20 protein-coding genes are annotated in these 25,742 nt (G+C 44.1%); 5 read left to right on the top strand and 15 right to left on the bottom strand.

Annotation, left to right across the window (positions count from 1 at the left end; translation table 11 throughout):
* The first annotated feature begins 8 nt into the window (after window positions 1-8).
* The 4 genes from secA to radA all read left to right on the top strand — a co-directional run bounded on the left by secA (window position 9) and on the right by radA (window position 6,679).
* Entirely contained in the window at window positions 9-3,341 is a 3,333-nt protein-coding gene (gene secA / locus B5D48_RS01125; protein WP_023938577.1) for a preprotein translocase subunit SecA, read from the top strand.
* 44 nt (window positions 3,342-3,385) lie between these two features.
* Entirely contained in the window at window positions 3,386-4,306 is a 921-nt protein-coding gene (locus B5D48_RS01120) for a YicC/YloC family endoribonuclease (RefSeq protein WP_023938575.1), read from the top strand.
* A 66-nt stretch (window positions 4,307-4,372) separates the two neighbouring features.
* Window positions 4,373-5,287 (top strand): dimethylarginine dimethylaminohydrolase family protein, encoded by a 915-nt coding sequence (locus B5D48_RS01115; protein WP_023938574.1) that lies wholly within the window; start codon window positions 4,373-4,375, stop codon window positions 5,285-5,287.
* Window positions 5,288-5,293: 6 nt separating this feature from the next.
* The gene (gene radA, locus B5D48_RS01110; RefSeq protein WP_023938572.1) at window positions 5,294-6,679 is read left to right on the top strand and encodes a DNA repair protein RadA; all 1,386 of its coding nucleotides are present in this window, start codon (window positions 5,294-5,296) and stop codon (window positions 6,677-6,679) included.
* 3 nt (window positions 6,680-6,682) lie between these two features.
* On the opposite strand, the gene nrdG is transcribed toward radA, so the two are convergent.
* The 15 genes from nrdG to B5D48_RS01030 form a co-directional block, all read right to left on the bottom strand.
* Window positions 6,683-7,159 (bottom strand): anaerobic ribonucleoside-triphosphate reductase activating protein, encoded by a 477-nt coding sequence (nrdG, locus tag B5D48_RS01105; RefSeq protein WP_023938569.1) that lies wholly within the window; start codon window positions 7,157-7,159, stop codon window positions 6,683-6,685.
* Between the two features lie 83 nt (window positions 7,160-7,242).
* Window positions 7,243-9,642, bottom strand: a complete 2,400-nt coding sequence (locus tag B5D48_RS01100; protein WP_042120565.1) for an anaerobic ribonucleoside triphosphate reductase — start codon at window positions 9,640-9,642, stop codon at window positions 7,243-7,245.
* Window positions 9,643-10,374: 732 nt separating this feature from the next.
* Window positions 10,375-11,427 carry an o-succinylbenzoate synthase gene (locus tag B5D48_RS01095; protein WP_023938244.1) on the bottom strand — a complete coding sequence of 351 codons (1,053 nt, stop codon included), beginning with the start codon at window positions 11,425-11,427 and terminating at the stop codon, window positions 10,375-10,377.
* A 5-nt stretch (window positions 11,428-11,432) separates the two neighbouring features.
* Window positions 11,433-12,251, bottom strand: coding sequence for a 1,4-dihydroxy-2-naphthoyl-CoA synthase (gene menB, locus B5D48_RS01090; RefSeq protein ID WP_023938243.1), 819 nt, complete (start codon window positions 12,249-12,251; stop codon window positions 11,433-11,435).
* Window positions 12,252-12,265: 14 nt separating this feature from the next.
* A complete protein-coding gene (gene menD / locus B5D48_RS01085) occupies window positions 12,266-13,963 on the bottom strand; it encodes a 2-succinyl-5-enolpyruvyl-6-hydroxy-3-cyclohexene-1-carboxylic-acid synthase (protein ID WP_023938242.1) in 1,698 nt (565 codons plus the stop codon).
* Window positions 13,964-14,006: 43 nt separating this feature from the next.
* Window positions 14,007-15,152: an isochorismate synthase gene (locus B5D48_RS01080; protein WP_023938241.1), complete on the bottom strand. Its 1,146-nt coding sequence runs from the start codon at window positions 15,150-15,152 to the stop codon at window positions 14,007-14,009.
* A gap of 5 nt (window positions 15,153-15,157) precedes the next feature.
* Window positions 15,158-17,002 carry a glutamine--fructose-6-phosphate transaminase (isomerizing) gene (gene glmS / locus B5D48_RS01075; RefSeq protein ID WP_023938240.1) on the bottom strand — a complete coding sequence of 615 codons (1,845 nt, stop codon included), beginning with the start codon at window positions 17,000-17,002 and terminating at the stop codon, window positions 15,158-15,160.
* A gap of 281 nt (window positions 17,003-17,283) precedes the next feature.
* Window positions 17,284-18,987, bottom strand: coding sequence for a T9SS-dependent choice-of-anchor J family protein (locus B5D48_RS01065; RefSeq protein ID WP_023938385.1), 1,704 nt, complete (start codon window positions 18,985-18,987; stop codon window positions 17,284-17,286).
* 180 nt (window positions 18,988-19,167) lie between these two features.
* Window positions 19,168-20,070, bottom strand: coding sequence for a CvfB family protein (locus tag B5D48_RS01060; RefSeq protein WP_023938386.1), 903 nt, complete (start codon window positions 20,068-20,070; stop codon window positions 19,168-19,170).
* Window positions 20,054-21,487 carry a PDZ domain-containing protein gene (locus tag B5D48_RS01055; protein ID WP_023938387.1) on the bottom strand — a complete coding sequence of 478 codons (1,434 nt, stop codon included), beginning with the start codon at window positions 21,485-21,487 and terminating at the stop codon, window positions 20,054-20,056. The genes B5D48_RS01060 and B5D48_RS01055 overlap by 17 nt, the downstream gene beginning before the upstream one ends.
* 37 nt (window positions 21,488-21,524) lie before the next feature.
* Entirely contained in the window at window positions 21,525-22,019 is a 495-nt protein-coding gene (locus B5D48_RS01050) for a CinA family protein (RefSeq protein ID WP_023938388.1), read from the bottom strand.
* Window positions 22,020-22,021: 2 nt separating this feature from the next.
* A complete protein-coding gene (gene tsaD / locus B5D48_RS01045) occupies window positions 22,022-23,044 on the bottom strand; it encodes a tRNA (adenosine(37)-N6)-threonylcarbamoyltransferase complex transferase subunit TsaD (RefSeq protein ID WP_023938389.1) in 1,023 nt (340 codons plus the stop codon).
* Window positions 23,045-23,116: 72 nt separating this feature from the next.
* Window positions 23,117-23,800, bottom strand: coding sequence for an RluA family pseudouridine synthase (locus tag B5D48_RS01040; protein ID WP_023938390.1), 684 nt, complete (start codon window positions 23,798-23,800; stop codon window positions 23,117-23,119).
* 174 nt (window positions 23,801-23,974) lie between these two features.
* Window positions 23,975-24,721 carry a 3-oxoacyl-[acyl-carrier-protein] reductase gene (fabG, locus tag B5D48_RS01035; protein WP_023938391.1) on the bottom strand — a complete coding sequence of 249 codons (747 nt, stop codon included), beginning with the start codon at window positions 24,719-24,721 and terminating at the stop codon, window positions 23,975-23,977.
* Between the two features lie 41 nt (window positions 24,722-24,762).
* The gene (locus B5D48_RS01030) at window positions 24,763-25,380 is read right to left on the bottom strand and encodes a TetR/AcrR family transcriptional regulator (protein ID WP_023938392.1); all 618 of its coding nucleotides are present in this window, start codon (window positions 25,378-25,380) and stop codon (window positions 24,763-24,765) included.
* Window positions 25,381-25,578: 198 nt separating this feature from the next.
* On the opposite strand from B5D48_RS01030, the gene B5D48_RS09075 reads away from it, so the two are divergent.
* Window positions 25,579-25,734 (top strand): hypothetical protein, encoded by a 156-nt coding sequence (locus tag B5D48_RS09075; RefSeq protein WP_023938394.1) that lies wholly within the window; start codon window positions 25,579-25,581, stop codon window positions 25,732-25,734.
* Window positions 25,735-25,742: the final 8 nt, after the last annotated feature.

The raw sequence follows: 25,742 nt of genomic DNA, 5'->3' as shown, positions 1-25,742 counted from the left end.
TACACAATATGGGATTCAACGATATCATCATTAAACTCTTTGGTAACAAGTCGCAACGAGACCTCAAAGAGATTAAGCCCTACGTGGCTAAGATAAAAGAGGCATACACGAAGATAGATGCCCTCTCTCACAACGAGTTGAGAGCTCTTACTGTTCAACTTCGTGGGCGGATAAACGAACGCGTGACTCAAGAGCGTGCCGAGATCGAGAAAATCAAGGCCGATATAGAAAGCAAGGAGCTAAACGAAAGAGAAGAAGCTTGGAAAAAGGTGGATAATCTGGAGAAAGATATTCTAGATAAGATCGAAGTTGTACTGGAGGAAATACTTCCTGAAGCCTTTGCGATAGTTAAGAGCACAGCCAGACGTTTTGCCGAAAATTCGGAAATACGAGTAGATGCAACCCAACTTGATCGAGACTTGTCGGTCAATCATGATTTTGTTCGGGTCGAAGGAGATACCGCCATATATCAGAACCATTGGATGGCGGGAGGAAATGAAATCACTTGGGATATGGTGCACTACGATGTACAGCTCTTCGGTGGCACAGTGCTCCACAAAGGGAAGATAGCGGAAATGGCAACGGGGGAAGGAAAAACTCTCGTTGCTACCCTACCCGTATTTCTCAATGCCTTGCCCGGGAATGGAGTCCATGTGGTGACTGTCAACGATTACCTTTCCAAGCGTGACTCAGAGTGGATGGGACCACTCTATATGTTTCATGGCCTCACTGTGGACTGCATCGATAAGCATCAACCCAACTCGGATGACAGACGCAAGGCTTACAATGCAGATATCACATTCGGGACAAACAATGAATTCGGATTCGACTACCTTCGAGACAATATGGCCATGAGTGCCTCGGATCTTGTACAGAGGAAGCACAATTATGCTATTGTGGACGAGGTCGATTCAGTGCTCATTGATGACGCTCGTACTCCTTTGATTATTTCGGGGCCTACCCCCAAGGGTGACGATCAGTTATTTGAAGAGTTTCTGCCAAACGTGGAGAAAGTGGTCAATGCCCAGCGCAAGCTCTGTGCTCAGCTCTTGATTGATGCCAAGCAAAAGATGAGTAGCTCTGAGAAGAACATTCAAGAAGAGGGATCACTTTTACTATACCGTTCTTTCAAGGGTATGCCTAAGAACAAACAGCTTATCAAATATTTGAGTGAGCAAGGTATTAAGTCATCCATGCTGAAGACAGAAGAGCAGTATATGGCGGAGAATATGCGCAATATGCACATTGTTACCGATCCGCTCTACTTCGTTATTGATGAGAAAAATAATAGCATCGAACTTACAGACAAGGGGATAGACCTACTTACATCCGGAACTGACGACCCCTCTTTCTTTATCCTACCGGATATAGCATCCGAGTTGGCAGAACTTGAAAACATGGGGTATGACAGCACTCAATTGGCGGAGCATCGTGATGAATTGCTATCCAACTATTCGATCAAAAGCGAACGCGTACACACTGTCAATCAGCTACTAAAGGCGTACTCTCTCTTTGAGAAAGATGACCAGTACGTGGTGATGGACAACAAGGTTATGATCGTTGATGAGCAAACCGGTCGCATCATGGATGGCCGCCGCTATTCCGATGGGTTACATCAGGCTATAGAAGCCAAGGAGAGAGTGAAAGTAGAAGCTGCAACTCAGACTTTTGCTACTATTACACTGCAGAACTACTTCCGTATGTATCATAAGCTGTCCGGTATGACTGGTACGGCCGAGACTGAAGCCGGAGAGCTGTGGGATATCTATAAGTTGGATGTGGTTGTGATACCAACCAACCGTCCGATAGCAAGAAATGATATGAATGATAGGATCTACAAGACGGCAAGAGAAAAGTATGCAGCCGTTATCGAAGAGATCCAAACACTTATCTCAGACGGTCGTCCTGTCTTGGTGGGGACAACGAATGTAGAAACATCTGAGTTACTTAGCCGTATGCTCAAACTCCGAGGGATAGAGCACAATGTCCTCAATGCTAAGCTGCACCAAAAGGAGGCAGATATTGTAGCTCAAGCCGGAAAAACTGGCACCGTAACTATTGCTACCAACATGGCCGGACGTGGTACTGACATCAAGTTGTCCCCGGAAGTTAGAGATGCAGGAGGGTTGGCTATCATTGGTACGGAGCGTCATGAGTCACGGCGAGTAGACCGGCAGCTACGAGGGCGTGCCGGTAGACAGGGAGACCCAGGTTCTTCTGTCTTCTTCATCTCTCTCGAAGACCATTTGATGCGATTGTTCGCTACGGATAGGATCGCTTCTCTCATGGATAAGCTCGGCTTCAAAGAGGGAGAGGTTTTGGAGAACAATATGCTCAGTAGATCTGTGGAGCGTGCTCAGAAAAAAGTAGAGGAAAACAACTTCGGTATCCGTAAGCGTCTTCTTGAGTATGACGATGTGATGAATACGCAACGAGAGGTAATCTACACCAAGCGCAAACATGCTCTTATGGGAGAGCGTGTGGGGATGGATGTGCTCAATACTCTCTACGATACATCAAAACTCATAGCTGAAACCTATGCCGGATCGGATGATTTCCAGGAGTTTAAGACCGATCTCATGATCACACTTGCAATAGAATCCCCTCTCAGCGAAGAAAAGTTTAGGAAGGAGAAAGCCGAAAATCTTACCGACATTATCTTCGATGCTGTTTATCATGCATATTCACGCAAGATGGATATGATTGCCGAAATAGCCTATCCCGTATTACACCGAGTGTTCGAGGAGCAGGGCAACGTTTATGAGCGGATTGTAATCCCTGTTACCGATGGCAAGAGGATGTACAATATACCATGCAACCTAAAGGAGGCTGACGAAAGCAAGGGTAAGAGCATTATCAAGGAGTTTCAGAAAGCGATTGTGTTGCTCTCAATAGATGAAGCATGGAAAGAGCACTTACGTGAAATGGATGAGCTGCGTCATTCGGTACAGAATGCCAGCTATGAAAACAAAGACCCCCTACTCATCTATAAGTTGGAGTCTTATGAGCTTTTTCGTAAGATGTTGGAGCAGATGAACCGCAGGCTCGTATCCATCCTCATGAGAGCTCGAATTCCGATGCCTGAGCCTTCAGCTGAAGAACAGGAGCGTATCGCCATCAAGCAAGCCGAAGAGATCCAAAGTAGGCAGAATAAGACGAAATACAGAGAAATAAAAGATGACATAGCGGAGCATGAGCATGCACAACGCGAAGCTTCTTCCTCTGCTGGCCAACAACCCCAACATCGAGAACCGATCCGAGTTGAGAACAAAGTAGGAAGGAACGACTTGTGCCCTTGTGGAAGCGGAAAGAAGTACAAGAATTGTCACGGCAAAAACTAATCATAATGGGAAAGGAGGCTGTCTACAGAATGAAAGTTCTATAGATGGCCTTCTTTCTTAATCCCCATCTTATCATGATATTATCCATGACAGGCTTTGGTAAAGCCTCTACAATAATTGGAATATACAAGGTGACAGCTACTGTACGCTCTCTGAACAGCAAGCAGCTGGATCTAAGTACACGTATCGCATCACGCTATAGGGAACGAGAGCTGGAGCTTAGGACCCGAATTGGGAAGAAGTTAATTCGAGGGAAAGCTGATTTTACCTTATTCATCGAACCAATCAATGCTAATAATGAGCTTGCCCCTTTCTCCAAGGCAGCTGCCACCGAGTATGTAGACCTTATTCGACAGCTTTGTCAAGAACTGGATATGGCAGAGCCAGATAATTTGTTGCAAATAGCTCTTTCTATCCCCAAGGTTTATAAAGAAAAAGAGGAGGAAGAGGATAGCGATGTTGGTGAAGCTGAATGGTCTGAGATTTTGAGTCTAACAGATAGAGCGCTAAATGAATTTTCCAAGTTCCGTGAGCAGGAAGGTCAAATGCTTCAACAGGTATTCACCAATGCGATAGGTCGCATCAATCAGATGGTGGATAAAATAGAGACTATAGAACCTCTACGCATAGAATCCGTTCGTCGTCAAATAGAAGAACGCCTATCTCAACTGCCATCCGACATCGTGTATGACAAGGGGCGTTTGGAGCAGGAACTGATCTATTACATTGAGAAACTGGATGTGAGTGAAGAACGTAACCGTTTACGTAATCATTTGAGCTACTTTGTCGATACAATGAATTTAGAGCCAGGTCAAGGGAAGAAACTCGGTTTTATCGCACAAGAAATAGGACGAGAGATAAATACTTTAGGCTCCAAGAGCAATGAGGTACGTATGCAACAACTTGTAGTGGAAATGAAGGACGAACTGGAGCAAATACGAGAGCAAGTACTCAATACTTTGTAAAACAATCCTTTATTCCCAACACATCCCTCTCTTTCAAGAAAACCAAACACGAACAAAAACACAATTATGATAACTCCACATGTGACCAATGAGACCTCGAGACTATGTACTGTCGTACTAGGACTCCCGGACAAACAAGGGCCAGAACCAAGCATAGAGCAAACCTATGATGCCAAAAGCTATGACTCTGTAGTCAAGGGCATTTATCCTAAGGAAGGAGATTGCAAAATTGAGATGCAGGCGGTACTGGAGATTTTGAACAAATACCAAGTAGAAGTCCTTCGCCCCTCCTCTTTAGAGGATTACAATCAAGTTTTTGCTAGAGATGTTGCTTTCACAATAGACGACACTCTGTTTGTTGCCAATCTTATTGCAGATCGTTCGAGAGAAACAGAAGCTTTCACAGACATTTTTTCTCAAGTAGGGGATCACTTGGAGTTACTGCCTGCCCCTATCCGAGTAGAAGGAGGAGATGTGCTGTTGTATGATGATATTTTGTTCGTCGGAACTTGTCCAGAAGGGACATTTGACTCTTATAAAACAGCTCGGACCAATCGTTATGCAGTAGATTTTTTGCGAGATCGTTTCCCTCATAAGACAATTGTCCCGATTGTCCTAAAAAAACATGATCAAAACACGGCCGAAAGCGTACTTCATCTGGACTGTGCCTTTCAGCCGGTCGGTACGGGGAAAGCGATATACTATCCCAAGGGGTTCGCCGATCAGGAAAGTAAGGGGGTGATAGAGGAAATCTTCGGCAAAAGCAATCTCTTTGCCGTTACAGAAGAAGAGGCCTATTACATGAATACGAATATCTTCTCGATCAGCCCCTCTGTGGTCATCAGTGAGCAAAGGTTTTCCAGATTGAACAACCATCTACAAGAGGAATGGGGGATACAGGTCGAGCCAGTACCCTATTTCGAGATATCCAAGATGGGTGGACTACTGCGATGCTCAACTATGCCTATTGTAAGGGAATAAAAAATCATGACTAAGCTCAAATCTGTCTTTGCTTGCACTAATTGCGGTGCCATTTATCCCAAATGGATGGGTAAATGCAATGCTTGTGGAGAATGGAATACAATTGAGGAAGAAATTGAACATCCATCTCCGGCAAATAATCCGGCAAAAAGATATGGATGGACAGATATCATGAGCGAGAATTCACCACAGAGGTTAAACGAAATCTCCTATGAAAAAGAACCTCGAATCGACCTTTGTGATATGGAGCTTAATCGTGTGTTGGGATCGGGGCTCGTACCTGGGAGCTTTGTTTTGCTGGCCGGAGAGCCTGGCATCGGGAAAAGCACTCTTGTTTTGCAGACCGTAATGCAAGCAAAACATCTACAAACGCTCTATGTGTCGGGAGAGGAAAGTGCCAAACAGATTAAGCTGAGGGCGGATCGCCTTGGAGAAGAACAGTCTCATTGTCATATCTATACAGAGACCCGTATCGAGCACATACTGGCTGAAGCTGGTAAGTTGCAGCCCGACTTGCTTGTGATAGATTCCGTACAAACTGTTTACACTGAGCAATCCGAGAGCACCCCCGGATCTGTGGGGCAAATTAGAGAAGTGGCAGCCCAGCTTCTACGATTCTGCAAAATAACGGGCATACCGATAATTCTCATAGGACATATAACGAAAGAGGGACAAGTAGCTGGCCCTAAACTATTGGAGCACACAGTGGATGTAGTGCTCCAATTTGAGGGAGATAAACAGCATATGTATCGTTTGGTACGAGCAATAAAAAATCGTTTTGGAAATACAGCCGAGATTGGTATTTACGAGATGACAGGGAAAGGATTAAGACCTGTCGAGAATCCATCGGAGCAACTTATCAACCATCGGAGCCTTGGACTTAGCGGTATTGCGATTGCTTGCAGCATGGAAGGTGCTCGCAGTTTGCTCATCGAAACGCAAGCTTTGGTAAGTTCGGCTGTCTACTCTACCCCACAACGTTCGGCTACAGGTTTTGATATACGGCGCCTGAATATGCTATTGGCTGTATTGGAGAAAAGGAGTGGATTCAGACTGATAGAAAAGGATGTCTTTCTGAATATTGCCGGAGGGATACGCACTGCTGATCCGGCAGCCGATTTGGCCGTTATTTCGGCTATACTATCCTCAAGCTTGGATATTGCAGTCAGTCCGGGGGTATGCCTATGTGGAGAAGTGGGGTTGGCAGGAGAGATAAGAGCCGTTAGTCGTATCAGACAACGAATATCCGAGGCAGAACGCTTGGGCTTCGATACAATGCTTTATCCTCAGGGGAATTTGGATAGTGATGGAGAGATCAAGACGACAAGGCTGAAGCTTATACCTATCAGTAAGGTTGAAGATGCTTTCCGCTTCCTTTTTGCAGGTCGCTGACAATCAAGGCAAAGGCCTACCAGATTGTAGTCTAATGACACGTTGATTGCTACTCCCCCGCCAGAGTAAGGTAGGATCATAGAGAGATTGGATGAATGGGCCATCCACAAGCGTATCTATGTATCGGAGAGGAGCACTCAATTTCTCGGAGGCCAAAATGGTCTCTATCGTATAGCCTGTATAGCACCAAATATTTTTGTTGGTTTTTATTTTTAACTCGGCCAATAGATCAGTTAGTTCGGCTGGATTAAAAAAGGGATCTCCTCCACTAATCGTAATTCCATCCAACAGCGGATCACTATTAATTTCCTCGGTGATCTGATCCAAAGCCTGAGGGGTGAGTAATATGCCTGAATTTTCATCCCATGACCGAGGGTTATGACAGCCTGGGCAGGCATGTCTACAGCCTGACAAATAGATCGAATAGCGCAAGCCAGGGCCATCGCTGATAGTGGACTTATATATATTTAGGACACGCATATAGAAGTAGCAAGTCCCCGACCGGAGGAAAAACAAAACCTCCGATCGGGATCGCTGTACCTAATATGGAGATTAAAAGACTTTTAGTGATGCTTTATCCTATCATGCTCTTCGGCTTGCTTGGCACTATTCCAACTATCCAGACTACCAGTGAGATATCCGGTGATACGTCTCAGTCGCTCTATCTGTTCGGACTTGCAAATAGGACATTTGGTATAGATAACACCTTTATAACCACACTTGAGACAAGTGTCTATTGGATGATTGATTGAGCCGTACCCTATTTGCTCCTGTTTCATGGTACGAACAATCTTGAGGATAACCGATACATTCTTCTTTGCCTCGCCATCAAGTTCTACATAGGTAATGTGTCCACCGGTAGTGATGGCATGGAAAGGTGCTTCCAATTTGATTTTCTCGGCTATTCCCACTGGTTCACGCACATCGATATGGAAGGAATTGACGTAATAATCCAGATCTGTCACGCCGGGTATAATACCGTACTTCTTACGATCCATACGAGTGAAGCGACCAGAGAGACCTTCGGCCGGAGTTGCCAGCACAGAATAGTTCAGATTGTATTTCCGTTTGTACTCGTTAGCCACTTCATTCATTACCTGTATAGCCTCATATAGAGTATTGTATGCTTCCTTATTATGTGCATGTCCTTCTCCATAGATAGCTACCATGGCATTATGCCCCCCGATAAAACCGATACCCAGTGTGCCGGAAGCTATGACATCACCAACTTCGTCTTGAGGTTGAAGAGCTTGTCCTCCTTTCCACACATCGTTTCGCATCATGAAGGGGAATTGCCTAGCCAAAGCCTTCCTTTGGTAACAATAACGATCATAAAGTTGATCAGCAACCAAGACAGACATTTTGCGAACCTTATCGAAAAAGATAATCCGGGCCTCTCTCCTGAGTTGCTCTTTGCTTCCATCAGGGCTAAACTCCTCTGCTTCTCGTATCGCTTCTATCGCCAACCGAGGCATATTGATAGAAGTGAAAGAGAGATTTCCACGGCCTACGCTGGACTTTACCCCTCTCAAATTCTCAAATACACGAGTACGACAGCCCATTGTGGCCACCTCGTAGAGATAACGTTTGGGGTCATCTGCTTTCCATAGCTCATTGCTGTTGAATGGAGTATCGAGGAATAGGAAATTCGGGAACAAAGCCTTGGCTGTAGCCTTGCAACTCTCTATCAGCAAATCGAAGTTAGGAGTCTTGTATTGCAATTCTCCATTGAGAGCTTTGTCGAACTGACTTATTGCCAATTCGTAGTCTTCTTCGCAATAGTTTATTCCCTCTTTGACCTTAAAAATTTGTATCGGGAATATGGGCACTTCTCCCTGACCGAGACCTTCTTGTGTAGCCTTGAGAAGCTCCAAAATCACCATACGCCCCTCTGGGCTGGTATCCGTTCCATAGTTCACTGAGCTGAAAACGACTTGATTTCCTCCACGAGAATGCATTGTATTGAGGTTATGAACAAATCCTTCCATAGCTTGATGTGTGTCCTTGCGCGTGGCCACATAGGCATTTTTTAGGGCATGCGAAACTTCATGCAAATCCAAGGCTAAGCCGGTGGCTTGCAAGGCGGTGGTTACTCGCTTGGCTTCTTCTTGGTTTTCCGTGAGTTTGGGTGCAATTTTCTCAACCAAAGACGACAGATCCCTGTTCGACGGTGTTGACTTCAGATCAAGTATGAAAGAGAGATTATTTACTATGTGCTTACGATAAGACTTGGCCACACCGGGAGCCATGAAAAAATCAAAAGCCGGTATGGATTGTCCTCCGTGCTGCTCATTCTGATTTGTCTGAAACACTATCGTGGCCAAAGTTGCATAGCTGCGGATACTCTGTGGCGTACGTACACTACCGTTCTTAGTACGGAATCCCCTCTCGAATATATCTTCCAAGTCATATTGCACACAAGTGGTTGTCTTAGTGGGGTAATAGTCGAGGTCATGGATGTGTATGTCCCCATTGTTATGCGCTCGGCTATAAATAGGAGATAGTAAATATTTGCGTGTATAGTCCTTGGTGATTTCTGAAGCAAAAGTCATCATTTGTCCAGATGGGGTGTGAGCACTCATGTTGGCATTCCCCAAATTGGTATCGTTCTTTTCTATTTTCACGATTCCATCCATGGTCTGCTTCAGAGAAGTTTTTCTATCGCGCTCCACATTACGCCACTCCCTATATATGATGTACTTTTTGGCGATATAAGGGTCGCAGCTCATCAGTTGTTGCTCTACTAAATCCTGTATCTCCTCCACTGCCAACTTCCTTTCGGGACTTTGTTTGGCCAGATCGGTGATGTGGGCTACAATCCGATCTACTTTATTGCCGTCTTCATTGATACCACCAGCTCTATAAGCCTTGATGATCGCCTGTCGGATCTTATTGGGGTCGAAAATCTGAACCTTTCCATCGCGCTTGACGATGTATAGCTCTGGAGATTGTGAATTTTCCATTGTTCGTTTTATGCGTTTATCTGTTTTTCTATTAGCATCCAAGGATTTAGCTCTTTTTCTCTTAAAGATTGAAAGAAGAACCTCTCTATAGATGCCACAAAACTACACAAAAACGGATAGAAAACAATTAGATTTGGGAACTAAAACAAATCAAATTGGATAATAAACTTCCAGATCAGACAACTAAAGTTTTCCAAAATGAAAATTAAGCATCCAACAGAGTATATTATAACAATATGGAAAACAGCATATTATGATTTCATCAATGAGGTTCTATGTAATCATGATTTAGACTAAAGTTTTCCGATTTAGAAACTCAATCGATTTGAATGACCAATGTAACTCTTAATGATGCAGCTCGAAAGTATCAATATAGACAGCGAAATAGAGAATCGGTTGAAAGAGCATTATTTTGTAAAAACAACGCACGTCAAACATCGAAAGAATTAAAGCCCATAGTTCAAAGGTCCTACTGTTTTTGTTTATTCTGATTATCTCTATTTTTAGCACAGTCCATCGTTAAAGCTTGTTATAAAAAGGAAGCTATACATGGGCAAAATATTACCATAGGAGGAAATAAAAATTCTCTCCTGAGAGAATTTTCGCTAACACAGGAGAGAGCAAAATTTTTCTCAGGAGAGAATTTTGTCCCCCTCAGAACAGCCTATTCATCGGCATTTTCAAAGAGACAAACCACATTAACACATACCCAATCTATTATACATAAAGCAACTATCCATATACAGGGAGAGATCCTTTCAAATCAGAAACAGAATAGGGAGAATGACTCACAAGATAGAAATATCCCTTATGTAACCGATGGTTACGGGGCATATTGTTCAGGTAGAGATCTCCTGTGCCAAGGCCTTGTGCCAAGAGGGGTCGTGTAGGTAAAATCCATTCGGCCAAGGCTCGCAATCCCACATTGCTCTCCAGAGCAGAGGTCACCCAATAACCAGCTGCATATTGCTTTGCTAATCGAATCCATTCTTCCGCTCCACTCAATCCTCCATGTAAGGTTGGTTTGAGTACCAAATACTGAGGACGAATGGTGGCTAACAAAACCTCTCGCTCCTGCTTTGACCAAATACCAATAAGCTCTTCATCCAGTGCAATTGGAACAGGACTTTGTCGACACACTTTTGCACTTGTCTCAGTAAGACCGGCCAATACTGGTTGTTCTATGGAGTGAATCCCGAAGGGAGCCAAAGCTTCCAAGCGTTTCATGGCAGTATCGTAGTCTTGCCAAGCTCCATTGGCATCCAGCCGGATTGTGATATCTGTGCCGGCCAGATTGCGGAGCTCTTGTAGTATAGATAACTCCTCCTCAAAATCGATCCCTCCAATTTTGAGTTTGATGCAGCGAAAGCCAGCTTGGAGTTTCTCCTTCATTCGAGCAGTCATCTGTTCCTTAGTTCCCATCCAAATGAGGCCATTGACCGGGATAGGTACTTCATCGAAAGGTGCGTGAGGGAGGCTTTGATTTTGTCTCGATATACAGTCCAAAGCGAAACGAATGGAGGAGGCTCTACAATCCTGCAGAAGAGTGGCGGGCGATATTTCTTCCATTGACTGTGCACAGGATATGATTTCCTCCTCAAACCCCGGGTGATACTCCGGAGAGAGATCATAGAGCGGAGCTATTTCACCAATATGATGAACAGCACTGTCATCTTGCGGATAATAAACCAAAAACCAAACATTCCGGCTACGGTAAATCCCTCTGGATGTAATAGCCGGGTGAGCAAACTTCAGCTCTTGTCTAAAGACCTTTACCTTTGCCACCTCATTTATGGGAACATGGGATATTGGTCAAAGTCCGGTGAGCGTTTCTCCAGAAAAGCATCCCGACCTTCTTGAGCTTCGTCTGTAAGGTAATAGAGCAAAGTGGCATCTCCCGCCAATTCTTGAATACCGGCTTGCCCGTCCAACTCGGCATTGAAGCCGGCTTTGAGTAACCTTATAGCCAGAGGACTATGTACCATGATTTCTTTTGCCCACTTAATCACTTCCTCTTCTAACTTATCAAATGGCACTACAGCATTGACCAGTCCCATATCCAACGCTTCTTGGGCAGAGTATTGCCGACACAGGAACCAAATCTCACGTGCTTTCTTTTGTCCCACACATCGGGCTAAAAAAGAGGCTCCAAATCCGGCGTCGAAACTACCAACTTTGGGTCCGGTTTGTCCAAAACGAGCATTTTCACTTGCGATACTCAGGTCGCACACAACATGAAGGACATGACCTCCTCCAATAGCATAGCCATTGACCATGGCAATTACGGGCTTAGGTAATGAACGGATTTGCTTCTGGACATCCAATACATTTAGTCGAGGAACGCCATCCTGCCCCACATAACCACCTTTGCCTTTGGCATTTTGATCACCTCCGCTACAAAAAGCTTTGTCTCCGGCCCCTGTCAATACAACAACCCTTATCTTCGGGTCTTCCCTGCAAATCCTCAAAGCATCGGATATTTCGCTTGTCGTGAGCGGAGTAAAGGCATTGCGCACATGAGGTCTGTTGATCGTGATTTTGGCGATCCCTTCAAAAAAATCGAATAAAATGTCTTCGTATTGCTTGATACTTGTCCATTGAGTTTGCATAGACTTACATGTAATTAGGATTTAGTTTGTTTTAGTGCATCGAATACGTGTGCTCGATAGTCTTGTATAGCTTCGGTATCCTTCCGGATATCCGTGAATATTTCTATCAAAGAGGCTTTGGTCGGATGTTTTCTGTCAAGGGCTTTCAGAAATTGCTGTGCTGTTTGTGGTTGGAAATAGTCCAACCCGGCTTCTTCTGCCCAGCCTTGCATGGAACAACTATGGCTTGCTCCAATGTATTGCTTCAAAGAGGACTTGTCTTGCAGAGAAGGCAACTGAAAGAAAATCCCACCTCCTCCATTATTGAGGACAATAATACGCAGATTGGAGGGCAAATCATGTCGTAGGATGTTCATGTCGTAGAAAGCACTCAAGTCTCCAACGATAGCCCAAACTTCTTCGGCAGTGCCTAAAGCAATACCTACGGCCGTTGAAAGAAGGCCATCTATACCCGATGTTCCTCTATTAGCATAGATGTGACAAAAGAAAGGCAAGGGATAAAGCTGAGCCAGCCTGATGATGGAGCTATTACCTAATAAGAGATGATTTCCGGCCTTGCAACGAGAAAGGAACAGACCAATGGCAGACAGTCCATTTTTGATATTATTGATAGGAGGCATAGGAACCTGCAGCTGAAGACCTTCCCATTTCTGTAAGTATTCTTCAGAACCTAAGCTGGGGATAGAGTTCTCTCTTAAATACTGTTCCAAACTTATGGCAAAGGTTGGCAGGTCTACATCAAAGATATGCGTAAGACTTAAGTATGGATCAGGGATGGGAGTCGAGCTGTCTATCCCAACATGCCAATGTCCGCAAGGTTTGTATTGGCGGAGCAACTGTTTGATTCGCTTGGAAATGATATGCCCACCTGCTGTGATCAACAGGTCAGGAGCCAAAGACGGGAACTCTTTTTTGTCTGTTACGTACAGGATCGTATCGAAAAACTTAATGACATCATCCTCAGGCTTCAAATTAGCCGTATGCTCGGCCAAGACTACACAGCCAAGACTTTTCAACCTTCGTATAGCCAGACTTGTATTAGGATCAAAACCCTCTTGTCCTAACAGGAGCATCACCCTTTTGCGCGGGAGGCTCTCCCAATTCACCTCTTCAAATCGAGGATTTATAGATCGACCTACTCTCCTAACTCTTCTCCCAGTTTGGTACAACCAATCGCCACTCTCGTGTACAGGATCTTGAATGTGTATGTTTATATGTACAGGCCCTTTAGGAAGTTGGAATAGAGAAAGTAGTGCCATGCTGAGATCTCTTGCCAAAGCTCCCAAATCATCATCGTTGTACGTCTCCTCTACATCCAGAGAGTGTAGCGTGATTCGTCTAAATATATTGGTTTGAGGGATTGTCTGCCCATCAAGCTGAAAAAGCTCCCGGCTTGGTCTATCAGCAGATATGACGAGTAATGGAATCCTTCTGAAATAGGCTTCTGCAATGGATGAGCCCAAGTTGTGCAGGGCTGTTCCGGAAGTGCAACAGACAGCTACCGGTTGATTCAAAACCTCAGATAACCCCAATGCCACATATCCGGCAGAACGTTCATCAACAACGGAATGCAGATGAAAAGCCTGTAGCTCATATGCAGTCTCTATTATAGGTGAATTTCGAGATCCCGGACAAACAACCAAATGTTGGATATTATAATCTCTTAGTAGGCCTATCAATAGTTGTACATGAGGCTTGGCAGAAAAACTCATAGCAAAATACAGAGAGATTTGTAGGAATAGAATGCGTTTCCTCTCATTGCAAACAATAGTGGGTAATATATGGGGATAGGAGAGCGTGCATAGGCTGCATTTTCAGCTTCGTTTCCTCCCATTCGGAGAGATAGTCAGAGTCTGGCATAATCCCTCCTCCAGCATACAAATGGGCTTGCAGACTCCCTTCTTTGTCTATGGATGCGGAACGGAGATTGACATACAGTTCGGTTTGTTGCCTGTATTGCCAATAACCAAGATAACCAGCATAATACCTACGCTCATAGCCTTCATATTTTCGGATAAAATCCTTTGCTTTTTCTGTGGGAATACCACAGACGGCAGGAGTTGGATGGAGCTTATCCACTAAGCGTGCTATAACAAGATGATCCGAATTGTCAAAATCGAATCTGGTACAAAGATGCTGCACATTATAGGATTTCAGTGCCCGTTTTTCTGTCTTACCAAGTTTGATACCTTCCGAGCATAGGACAGTACGTATATGGTCGACCACGACCTCATGTTCGGAATTGTTTTTTGCACCAAAAAAATCTTCACAGTCTTGACCGATCTCAAACTCTCTTCCAAGGGCTTTGGTACCGGCCAATGCCATGGTATATGTTTCTTGTGGAGAGCTACAGAGCAAAACTTCCGGAGTAGCACCCAGCCAAAACCCTATCTCAGGAATAAAAATCAGGTATTTGGCTCCCGGTTGTTGCAAGTTCAAAAGATCAGCAAAAAGATCTATCGGGGTAATTGTATCCTGAAGAGACAATACCTCCTCTCGGCTAAGGACTAACTTGGAGAATTGCCCTGAGCGTACTGCTGAGTGGAAAGAGGTAAATGCCGATTGGTATGTGTCATTGGGTTTGTAATCTCTTTTACCAAAAACGGACTCTTTAGAAGAAACGGTAGAATGAGATGGAAATGAAATAGAAGTAGAGAGAGGAAATTCCCTTACATCTAATGGAGGAAGAAAATAAATCGGGGTTTGTGCCGTAGCACAGAAAGGGGCGAACACAAACCCCTCCTCAGAAGTAAGATCTTGAAGCTTTTGCACTGCTGAGTAAGTCGGGCAATGCCAATACTGGGCTACACTGCCGGGCATCTGAATGAGTACGAATGCGGAAGAATCCGAACAAGGGAGAGAAAAAAGTTCGGCTATAGAACAATAAGGAGAAGCTCTCATATCCTTTATTCTACCGTGACACTCTTCGCCAAATTGCGAGGTTGGTCTACATCTCTACCTTTGGTTACAGCTATATAATAAGATAAAAGCTGCAGTGGGATTACAGTCAGCAACGGCTCAAGAGCTGGATCGATAGAGGGCAACTCAATTACATAATCTGCCATCTGACATATGTCTGTATCCCCCTTGCTTACGATGGCCAATATACGTCCCTTACGAGCCTTGACCTCTTGGATATTGCTCAAGACTTTTTCGTATAGGCTATTGTGTGAGGCGATAAATACAACCGGCATCTCTTCGTCTATCAAAGCTATAGGACCGTGCTTCATTTCAGCAGCTGGATATCCTTCAGCGTGTATGTAGGATATCTCTTTCAATTTGAGAGCCCCTTCCAATGCCACTGGGTAGTTATACCCACGCCCCAAGTAAAGGAAGTTACGCGCATAGGTAAAAATAGGTGCCAGCTTCTCTATTTGTGATGCTGAAGCCAATATCTCCTCTATGTCATCGGGAACACCGGCTAACTGTTGCACTAATTCCTTATATCTCATTGGCTCTATTGTACCTTTTTCACGAGCCAGACACAAAGCTAACATCACCAGTACACAGACTTGTCCAGTAAAAGCCTTTGTCGAAGCAACTCCAATCTCGGGCCCCACGTGTATATAAGTGCCTGTATCAGACTCTCGTGCAATAGAGGAACCTATAGAGTTGCATATACCATATACGTATGCACCATAGCTCTTAGCTAGTTTGACTGCGGCCAAGGTATCAGCTGTCTCTCCCGATTGTGAAATGGCGATCACGACATCGTTCGACATAATCACCGGGTCTCGGTATCTAAATTCCGAGGCGTACTCCACTTCTACCGGAATCCGAGCAATAGACTCAATCAACTGTTTGCCAATCAGAGCAGCATGCCAAGAAGTACCGCAGGCTGTGATAATAAAACGCTGTGCAGCCAACAATCGTTCACGATAGTCTATGATGGAAGACAGGGTTACCAAACTTGCATCGGCATTTATGCGCCCCCTCATACAGTCTCTCAAAACTCTTGGCTGATCGAATATCTCTTTGAGCATAAAATGAGGGTAACCTCCTTTCTCTATCATGCCAATATCCAAGGTGATTTTTTGCTCCTCGTGAAATACAGCTTGTTTTTCCAAGTTTTCTATTCGGATAGAACGGCCGAGCATCAGCTCTATTACTTCATTGTCCTCCGGATAAACTACATCTTTGGTGTAGGCTACGATGGGCGAAGCATCAGATGCCAAATAAAACTCATCTTGCCCTATGCCAATTACCAAAGGGCTGCTCTTGCGAGCAGCCACGATACGATCTGGCTCATCTAAACTCAATACAGCAATAGCATAAGCTCCGATCACTTGTTTTAGGGCAAGCTGTGTGGCCTCGAATGTGTTCAACTTGTAAGCGGATTTGACATAGGAAATCAATTGCACCAAGACCTCTGTATCCGTATCGCTACGGAATGTATAGCCCTTCTCCTCCAGATCGCTCTTAATATCACGATAGTTCTCTATGATGCCATTATGCACCAATGCGAGTTGACCATTGGAGGAATAGTGTGGGTGTGCATTCAAATCGGATGGTTCTCCGTGTGTTGCCCAACGAGTATGTGCAATGCCTATATAGCCAGATTTGTCCTCATTTTGCATACAATTTTCGAGGTTTTCTACCTTCCCTTTGGTCTTGTACACATTGAGTTTCTTGTTTTGGGAATGCAGGGCAATACCTGCACTGTCATACCCTCTGTATTCAAGACGTTTAAGTCCGGAAATAAGAAAGGGATAAGCATCTCTGCGTCCTATATATCCAACTATTCCACACATAATTGCTATGCTGATTGTATCCTTTGTTTCATCTTAGGTCCTCCCTTCTGTTCTTCTCTTGAAGTCCTCTATTCTCAAGATCACTTTCGATAAGTTCAGAGCAAGAACCGGAAGCCTCAGTCGCAAAGATACATAACAATCAACACAAGCAAGTCTCTTGTTTGGTATCTCTACACTGGAACTCAAGAAAAAAGCTCCAGACTTTGATGAAATGAAATCAAAAAAAGAGGGGAGCACTTTCAAGTGCTCCCCTCTCTCAGATACATGTCTATTTATTCGATTTACTGAATCATCAACTTGCGAACCTCAACACCGTCCTTTGTATTGATCTGTACTACATACACATCAGGTGCCAAATCCCCTAAGCTCAATTCCAGACAATCGGTTCCCTCGGCAAAAGCAACAACACGTCCATTCGTGTCAAACAGTCTCACGCTACGTAAGCCTTCTGCCTCCACTGTAAGTACAGCCGCAGCAGCATCGTAGTTCGTAACAATCGCTGCTACAGAAGCGATAGGCTTGGTAGAAATGGTCCCATCCATAGTAACTGTGAAGTTATCCAATACTCGAGCAAGTCCTTTGTCTCCTTTATCCTCGTGTACGATGGCTACATAAATCTTTTGACCTTTGAATTTACTCAGATCAACGGCATAGCTCTTCCAACCATTGCTGCCTATCAGTACAGAAGGACTCAGTACCTGCTCAGTAAAGTCATCCAGCTTCAGTCCTGTCGTAGACACATACATAGACGTTGTACCAATCGTATTATTCTCTTGACTCAACTCTAATGCATAGATTACACATCCCGGCTTGGCATCTTCGTCATTGGGAATCTCAATCTGAGGAGATATTAGATAATCCTTTGGGAACACAGATTTTCCCTGTATACCCCCTCCATCAATACTACTTGGCAGAAAAGACCAATTGAGCATATTGTTCCTGCTTTTGTCCGGAGAAATACTCTGGGCAAAATCAGCAGAAACACCAAAAGGAGCCACAGCATTGATGGTCGTCTCCCAAGTACTTCCATCGCCATTAGCATCAATCGTTTTCCATTGAGGAGACAAATCTACATCATTGAACCCCTCCTTGTAAGGGAATGTCTTGACAAGTATTTTGTCTTCTGCCTTCACTATAAATTTCTCTTCTGTAGAACCATTCTTGTTGGTAACAACAAGTTTCACTTCATATTCTCCCGGTGTAGCCCATACACAAGTGGGAGTTGCCTCTGTAGAAGAATTCGGAGTTGCTCCTGCTATTGTCCATTGATAGGTAACTTCTGGGATAGAAACAACTTTGACAGAGAGCACAATACTCTCCTTAGTCAAAACAGAGCGAGAAGGTTTTACTACCACCTGAGGCTTGTCATTGGGAGTAATGTTATCACTCATGATATCCTCTAAAGCCGTTATATTTCCACTTCTGACCGGACCAGCGACGTCTATATACTTGCCATCAGGTCCAATCAAGACTAGCGTAGGAACAAATTTTACAGGAACCCCAATCTTACCGGAAAGATCAGCATCAGAAACCATCGGGACAATCCATGTCTCATTATGAGTCCAGTCTCCTAAACTAGGTTTTTTACCTTTCCAAACTTCCATACTGGAGCCCTCTATATCAACCCAAAAGAGTTCGAGTTTATTCTTTCCTTCAGGACCCAATTCCCTCAAAATCTTATCCAAGTTCCCAGACTGGTGAAGCGTCCAACATGGGCCACACCAAACAGCAGAGAAGTCTATCAAAACAGACTTTCCTTCCTTCAGGATAGCATCCATGTTATAGGTTCTATTGTGAAGAACATCTTTGAGCTCAACATTAGTAGTCCTCAAGGGCTTCCACTGGTATTTTCCAGCTCCAAAAGAGTTCGAGGGAGTCTGTAGGGAGAAAGGAGTAATGTCGGTGGTTATCAAACGCTCCTCTTGTGCACTCATTGAACCCATGACAAGGGCTAATGCACATAAAAATGTAGCTGTCTTTTTCATAGTTGACTAATTCGCTTTATATATTTTCTGTCATCTTTTATTACCTATACCGCGCAAATATACATATTTCGATTGATATTTCCGTCAGATTGCACCAAAAAAATATTCCATATATCTCACATCCTCTGAGATACGGATACATTCTCTGACATATACTATAGAAAGAATTCTCCCTCAATCCTACTTCTCTTTTAATGCTATAAAGTTTGCATCTATTACGATCCTGCCCTCTTTGTACAGCATCCCGACTGCTGTCTTGAAGGTCTTCTTACTCATTTTGCAGACAGATCGAATCTTTTCTGGGCTGCTTTTGTCCCCTATCGGCAAATGTCCATTGTGTTTGTGGAGCAATTGCATCAGCCATTCTGCTTCAGAGGCTATTTTACCATAGCCTACAGCAGAAAGAGAGAGATCCAGACGACCATCTTCTCTCACTCGGATAACATAAGCCTCAGACTTATCCCCATGAGAGAGGTGAGTCGAGATATCCGAATAGTATATCATCCCCCAATGTTGGTGATCCACCACAACCCTATAGCCATAGTCATTCCGCCCATAAACTTGAATTTCAACTTTGTCTCCCGGCTTGTACAAAGGAGGAACATTTCCCAAATGTTTGGACAATTTTGTCGAGCCAACTATCTTCCCGCTCAATTCATCTATGTAGGCATAAACCAAATAAGTGTACCCCTCTCGAATTTCATCGCTTTGTTCAGCATAAGGCACAAACAAATCTCGATGGATTCCCCATTGCATAAAGGCTCCATGCCGGGTCACATTAACGGCCGTAAGGGTAGCCACCTGCCCTACTTCGACTAAAGGATGCAGAGTAGTCGCAATTAGTCGTCCCTCATTGTCGTGATAGACAAAGGCATCGATCATTTGGCCTTCTGCAGCACCTGTGGGCAAATACCTACGAGGCAATAGTACCTCTACACCTGCAGCATCGACATAAGCCCCTATTTCAACCAATCTGTTTATCCTGAGAGAGGAGGTTATCCCCAGACAAGGACAAATAGGTTTTAATGATTCATTCAATTGTTGTTCTTCCAAAATAAGATCTTGATTAGTAAAGGGATACATATGAATTGTCTATCGGGCTTGGTGAAACGATTACAGCTCGACGCCCAAATTCGTTAGCGACTTCAAACACAATAGAAGACATCTGCTCTGAATTAATATAAGGACGAAAGAAAAAGAGATAGGCAAAAGGAGTATTGAATTTTTTCCCACTGAATATTTTAGCAAGTTTGTCGTAGTGCTCTTTGTGCCAATAACGGCAGTGCTCAATTCCTCGACTATCCGTGAAAGAGGTTGCCACATCTCGGTAATGGAGTGTATGGCTTAGAAAATCTTTGTATTCACTGGAATGTTGTGTGGCAGATTTAGCTCCTAATTCTTGTCCATTGATCGCTATGATCCTATCATGAGCCAATATCCCTGCCTTTGCTGCCGGGGAATTAAAATCTACAGAGAATACTTCCGAGGGCATATCAGCACGATAACGAACCCCCGTATAGAGAAACCTATGACGTGCAATGGTATATATCGGCTTTTTGTAGTAGCGAACGAAAGGGAATTGCATGAGCATCATAGGAATGCTTAGCTGAGCGTAGTCGAAAATAGACATTGGATCGGATAGATATTCTTCTGCTCGACATTGCCACAGTAAGTGATTTGTATTCTTACCATCCAGCAGTCTCAAGCCGAAAGAAAGAGTATGCTCTGCCGCTTCACGAGGAGCTCCTACTGGTAAGAAAGGTTTTTGTACCATATCTTTCAGTGCAGGTTCATAGCGCCATGTACGTTGGGGAATTTCTTTTGCGTAGTTGGCATCATAGGATCGATTGGCGGCCAATGCGTAGAAGCAATCTACCACGATGTCGGGCTGGCTACTGTCTTCTCTCAATCCTTTTGCATAGAGAGATTGGGCCACCAGTTCATAGATAGCCTTATCTACTTCAGCTGTTGCTTTGTTTTGAGAAACAGCAAATGCAAAAGTCTTGAAATGTTCGAAGGAGAAAAGAGAATCAACAGTGTATGCAAAAGGATATACCAGACGTCTCTCCGATTCATCCTCTAAGCTATAATGGGCAAAAGCCTGAGCCATATCAGCTTCGGAAAACTCATTTCTGGAATAGCAGTCACGCCCCATTGGCATTTGTCTTCCTCGATATTTATAATTGCTGACTTCCAACAATATATTGTCGGCACTCTTACGGAGAACAGCATCGATCTGCTCCGCATTCATCTGAGAGGAAGGAATCCCATTGATTTTCTCAATGATATCGCCAGCTCTGAGACCAGCTTCAGCAGCAGGGGTTCCGGGCTGTACCCCTATAAGTACGGGCTTTCCTTTTCCCCAATTGTTGGAGGAGCTTATTTCATAAGACATTCCCACACGGCAATATCTATCTGCATTTTTCTGAGCCTGAGAGGGGAACTGTCCTGCAATGAAGAGCAAAAGTGCAAGAGAGAAGTACAAGGAGTTACGTTTCATAATTTTCTTAGTTAAGTAAGCTGTGTGTTCTGTGTAATTAGCAGGATTTATCTTCCGATATGAGCTTATAAAGCCTATCTAAAACATGATTGACTGTCAATCCCATTATGTCACGTCGTGATCCATCCAAATGCAAGCACTCTGTGTAGGTCCCATCAGGAGTAGCTACAGCTATCCATACGGTGCCGACAGGTTTGTCCGGACTACCTCCTTCAGGACCAGCAATGCCAGTGGTTGCCAAGCCATAAGTACTACCACAACGTCTTCTGATCCCTTCTGCCATTTGTACAGCCACAGTCTCGCAAACGGCTCCATAAGTCAAAAGATCTGATCTTGAAACGCCTAAAAAGGATGTTTTAATTGCATACGAATAGGCTACCACTCCTCCCTCGAAATAAGCCGAAGCTCCACTCTGAGAAGTGATTGAGGAAGCCAAAACTCCACCACTACAGCTTTCTGCCGTAGAGAGAGTTTCTCTGGCTGCGATCAAACTGCTGGCTATGGCCTTGACTAACGTAGTCGTGTTTTCCATTGTTAAACCCTAACTCTTGCAAATGGAGGGAGATTAAGAGGACAAAAATCACCGGCTTTGTATTTGAAATAAGCAGTCACGGCTACCATCGCTGCATTATCCGTAGTGTAGGCAAATTTGGGGATAAATATTTGCCAGCCGTAACGATCTCTATGGGCCTCAAATGCCGCCCGCAATCCGGTATTGGCAGAGACCCCGCCTGCCAGAGCTACACGTTTGACTCCAAGTTGTTTGCTGGCTAATCGTAGCTTTGACATTAAAATCTCGATCACAGTGTACTGTAGAGAGGCCGCCAAATCAGCCCTTCGCTCTTCCACGAAATTGGGATTCTTAGCCAACTCATCTCGCAAAGTATATAGGAAACTCGTTTTTAATCCGCTGAAGCTGTAGTCCAAACCCGGCACTCTGGGGCGGGCAAAAGAAAAAGCTTTAGGATTTCCTTCTGTTGCCAATCGATTGATCACCGGCCCTCCGGGATAACCTAAACCCATAACTTTGGCACATTTGTCGAAAGCCTCCCCTGCGGCATCGTCTATCGTCTGACCCATAACTTCCATATCGAAAGGCGAACGAACAACAATAATCTGAGAGTTTCCCCCAGATACCAAAAGACAGAGATAGGGAAAATTTGGAGACTCATGAGATTCCCCCTCTTCGTACAGGAAGTGAGCAAGGACGTGAGCCTGCAAATGATTGACTTCTACAAGGGGGATGCCAAGAGAAATACTCAAACCTTTGGCAAAACCATTACCTACAAGTAAAGAACCCAACAAACCTGGCCCACGAGTAAAGCCTATCGCATCTATATCTTTCATGCCTATACCAGCTTTCTCTATTGCTTGCTTTACTACCGGAACGATATTCTGCTGATGAGCACGAGAGGCAAGCTCCGGTACTACCCCACCATAGGCACTATGTACGGCTTGAGAAGCTATTACGTTGCTCAATAGTTTACACCCGGCGACAACAGAGGCGGAAGTATCATCACAAGAACTTTCAATCCCCAATATAATTGCGTCTTTCATTGTATAATCTTACGTTTTGGCAGGTAAAATAACAAAATAATGTTCACTGGTGAGATTTCTGTATCTAGGGCTTTATCCCCTCGTATTCTGGGAAATGGAAGTGAATAAAGGATCGATAAGTTCTGGAGGAACTACTAAATCAATAGTCTGATGAGAAACCGGATGTTCAAAGCTCAATTGATGTGCTAGTAGAGATATTCCTCCATCGGGGTTGGATCTGCGAGCTCCATACTTAAGATCACCCTTGATCGTACAACCTATGTGAGAAAGTTGACATCGGATTTGGTGATGCCGACCAGTCTCCAACAACACCTTCAGCAAATGGTATCGCTCACCACTCCCCAACAGACGATAGTATAACGACGCCTTTTTGGCTCCAGGGTGATTTCTTGCCACTACATAGCTTTTGTTTTGTTTTTCATTCTTGAGCAGGTAGTTCACTAATCTTCCGGATACTTGAGTCGGTTTTGCTTCCACCAGAGCCCAATAGGCTTTGCGTACACCTCCTTCTTTTACGAGTTTATTCATCCGACTTAGAGCTTTACTTGTCTTAGCAAAAATCACCAATCCAGCCACAGGTCTATCCAGGCGGTGTACCAAGCCAACAAAGACGTTTCCAGGCTTGTGATATTTTTCCTTGAGATAGATTTTGAGCTTCTCTACCAAAGGCTGATCTCCTGTTTTATCGCCTTGTACGATTTCGCCCACAGCTTTAGATACCACAATCAAATGATTGTCTTCGTAAACTATTTGCATTACTTGCTGATGAATATATATGGCTGTAACAGGTCTTTGAAAACTTGCACAATGTCTACCTACTGATCTTCCCTGTTGTTGGAGCCTCTTTAGTCCTATCAACATACACGAGCCACGGCTGCGCTGACAAAGAGCAGAGCAGCCATGGCTCGAAAACAAAACAAAGAAATTTTCTTAGCAGTTCATCCCTCCACAAACATGAATTACCTGCCCGGTCACATAGGACGACAGATCCGAGGCCAGGAAAGTAGCCACATTAGCCACATCTTCTGGTGTACCTCCTCGACGCAAAGGTATTTGTGCGGCCCATTGTTTGCGCACTTCTTCACTCAATTCGTTTGTCATATCCGTGATAATAAAGCCTGGAGCGATAGCATTGGCACGCACGCCTCTGGAACCTAACTCCTTGGCTATACTTTTAGCAAGACCTATCATACCGGCCTTAGAGGCTGAATAGTTTGCCTGACCAGCATTCCCCGATACACCTACAACGGAAGCCATGTTGATAATGCTGCCAGAACGCTGTTTAAGCATCACAGGAGTAACTGCATGTGTGAGATTGAAGGCCGATTTCAAATTGACATTGATGACCATATCCCATTGTTGTTCGCTCATGCGCATCATCAAGCCATCACGAGTGATACCAGCATTATTTACCAAAATATCAATTCGCCCGAAATCTGCCACAGCCTCTTCCACAAGTTTGTGTGCAGCCTCGAAGTCGGCTGCATTTGAGGCATAAGCTTTGGCTTTCACGCCCATAGATTCTATCTCAGCAACAAAATCTTGTACATGATTGTCGATATTGAGATCAGTAATAATTACCGAAGCTCCTTCTGTCGCAAATTTGTGTGCTATGGCTTTGCCGATACCTCGCCCAGCCCCAGTGATCAAAGCTACTTTTCCTTCTAAAAGTTTCATACTACTATTCCGTGTATTTATGTTTTCTGATTATCTGTCCATTATGATGCTGATCTGGGGTGCTTCGGACGAATTCCATTGAGGAGCATTTGCTCCACTGTACAGCGAAACTCATCGAAAATCTCTCCATTCTTGTTCCTGATACGCCCCGCAATATAAGGCACTTCGAGCCCTTTGATCGAGCCCAAGATGATTGAAGCGGCTATCTGAGTATTAGTAATAGAGAAATGACCATTGGCTACCCCTTCATCCAGTATTTCCTTGATCATTGCCCGTTCTTCTCTATCCAGAGACCTTCTGGTACGCTCCACCATGTGAATATCACTGAAAAACTCCGCTTGTAGAGAGCCATTGCGATTTACAATGTCTTTCATGGACTCCAAATGGATATAAATGAAGTGTATCAGTTTATTCTCCGGCCTCAAACGTGCAGATTTTGCTGCCCTGAGGTTTTCAGCCAAAGTATCCAGCTCTTTTTGGATTATAGCGGTGAGAATGTCGGCCTTGTTTCTAAAATACGTGTAGATGGTACGACGGCCTTTTTTTGATTTATCGGCTATGTCATTCATCGTTGTATTGGAAATTCCAATCTTGGCAAAGAGCTGTCTAGCTACATCTATCATCAACTCCTTGGTGCGACTGGCGGCATTGTTGGGCATGAGGCTCTGACTTAGTTCGTTATTATCTGGTCTTGGGCAAAGATACACAAATGCTCTTGGGTGTGCAATAAAGGATTCGACGGCTCTTATTCGGCAACTCTTTGTACTCTTTCTGAATGAAAATAGCAACTCTTTTTACTATTCGTTGGTCTGTTTTCACTGCGATATACTGAGAGTTGCCGTAAAATCACACCAATTATGAAACTGCTACAACAGTCTTACATTACATTCATTTTGGCAACAATAGGAAACTTTCGTAGTTTTATCCGGATATTTAAGATACACGCTGAATTTGGCTTGTTCCAAGGGGTTTGTGAGACTTTTGGTTCTAATTCGGCTGTAACAGAAACCTAACCCGTATC

This window comes from Porphyromonas crevioricanis (genome assembly GCF_900167225.1).
In the GTDB taxonomy this organism is placed as follows: domain Bacteria; phylum Bacteroidota; class Bacteroidia; order Bacteroidales; family Porphyromonadaceae; genus Porphyromonas; species Porphyromonas crevioricanis.
This window is presented reverse-complemented; position numbering and strand designations above follow the sequence as displayed.

What these genes read in the sequence shown, in the direction of transcription:
- secA (WP_023938577.1), top strand. Translation starts at nt 9, where the DNA reads ATGGGATTCAACGATATCATCATTAAACTCTTTGGTAACAAGTCGCAA.
- B5D48_RS01120 (WP_023938575.1), top strand. Translation starts at nt 3,386, where the DNA reads ATGGCCTTCTTTCTTAATCCCCATCTTATCATGATATTATCCATGACA.
- B5D48_RS01115 (WP_023938574.1), top strand. Translation starts at nt 4,373, where the DNA reads ATGATAACTCCACATGTGACCAATGAGACCTCGAGACTATGTACTGTC.
- radA (WP_023938572.1), top strand. Translation starts at nt 5,294, where the DNA reads ATGACTAAGCTCAAATCTGTCTTTGCTTGCACTAATTGCGGTGCCATT.
- nrdG (WP_023938569.1), bottom strand. Translation starts at nt 7,159, where the DNA reads ATGCGTGTCCTAAATATATATAAGTCCACTATCAGCGATGGCCCTGGC.
- B5D48_RS01100 (WP_042120565.1), bottom strand. Translation starts at nt 9,642, where the DNA reads ATGGAAAATTCACAATCTCCAGAGCTATACATCGTCAAGCGCGATGGA.
- menB (WP_023938243.1), bottom strand. Translation starts at nt 12,251, where the DNA reads ATGCAAACTCAATGGACAAGTATCAAGCAATACGAAGACATTTTATTC.
- menD (WP_023938242.1), bottom strand. Translation starts at nt 13,963, where the DNA reads ATGAGTTTTTCTGCCAAGCCTCATGTACAACTATTGATAGGCCTACTA.
- B5D48_RS01080 (WP_023938241.1), bottom strand. Translation starts at nt 15,152, where the DNA reads ATGAGAGCTTCTCCTTATTGTTCTATAGCCGAACTTTTTTCTCTCCCT.
- glmS (WP_023938240.1), bottom strand. Translation starts at nt 17,002, where the DNA reads ATGTGTGGAATAGTTGGATATATAGGACGCAGAGATGCTTATCCCTTT.
- B5D48_RS01065 (WP_023938385.1), bottom strand. Translation starts at nt 18,987, where the DNA reads ATGAAAAAGACAGCTACATTTTTATGTGCATTAGCCCTTGTCATGGGT.
- B5D48_RS01060 (WP_023938386.1), bottom strand. Translation starts at nt 20,070, where the DNA reads ATGTATCCCTTTACTAATCAAGATCTTATTTTGGAAGAACAACAATTG.
- B5D48_RS01055 (WP_023938387.1), bottom strand. Translation starts at nt 21,487, where the DNA reads ATGAAACGTAACTCCTTGTACTTCTCTCTTGCACTTTTGCTCTTCATT.
- B5D48_RS01050 (WP_023938388.1), bottom strand. Translation starts at nt 22,019, where the DNA reads ATGGAAAACACGACTACGTTAGTCAAGGCCATAGCCAGCAGTTTGATC.
- tsaD (WP_023938389.1), bottom strand. Translation starts at nt 23,044, where the DNA reads ATGAAAGACGCAATTATATTGGGGATTGAAAGTTCTTGTGATGATACT.
- B5D48_RS01040 (WP_023938390.1), bottom strand. Translation starts at nt 23,800, where the DNA reads ATGCAAATAGTTTACGAAGACAATCATTTGATTGTGGTATCTAAAGCT.
- fabG (WP_023938391.1), bottom strand. Translation starts at nt 24,721, where the DNA reads ATGAAACTTTTAGAAGGAAAAGTAGCTTTGATCACTGGGGCTGGGCGA.
- B5D48_RS01030 (WP_023938392.1), bottom strand. Translation starts at nt 25,380, where the DNA reads ATGCCCAACAATGCCGCCAGTCGCACCAAGGAGTTGATGATAGATGTA.
- B5D48_RS09075 (WP_023938394.1), top strand. Translation starts at nt 25,579, where the DNA reads ATGAAACTGCTACAACAGTCTTACATTACATTCATTTTGGCAACAATA.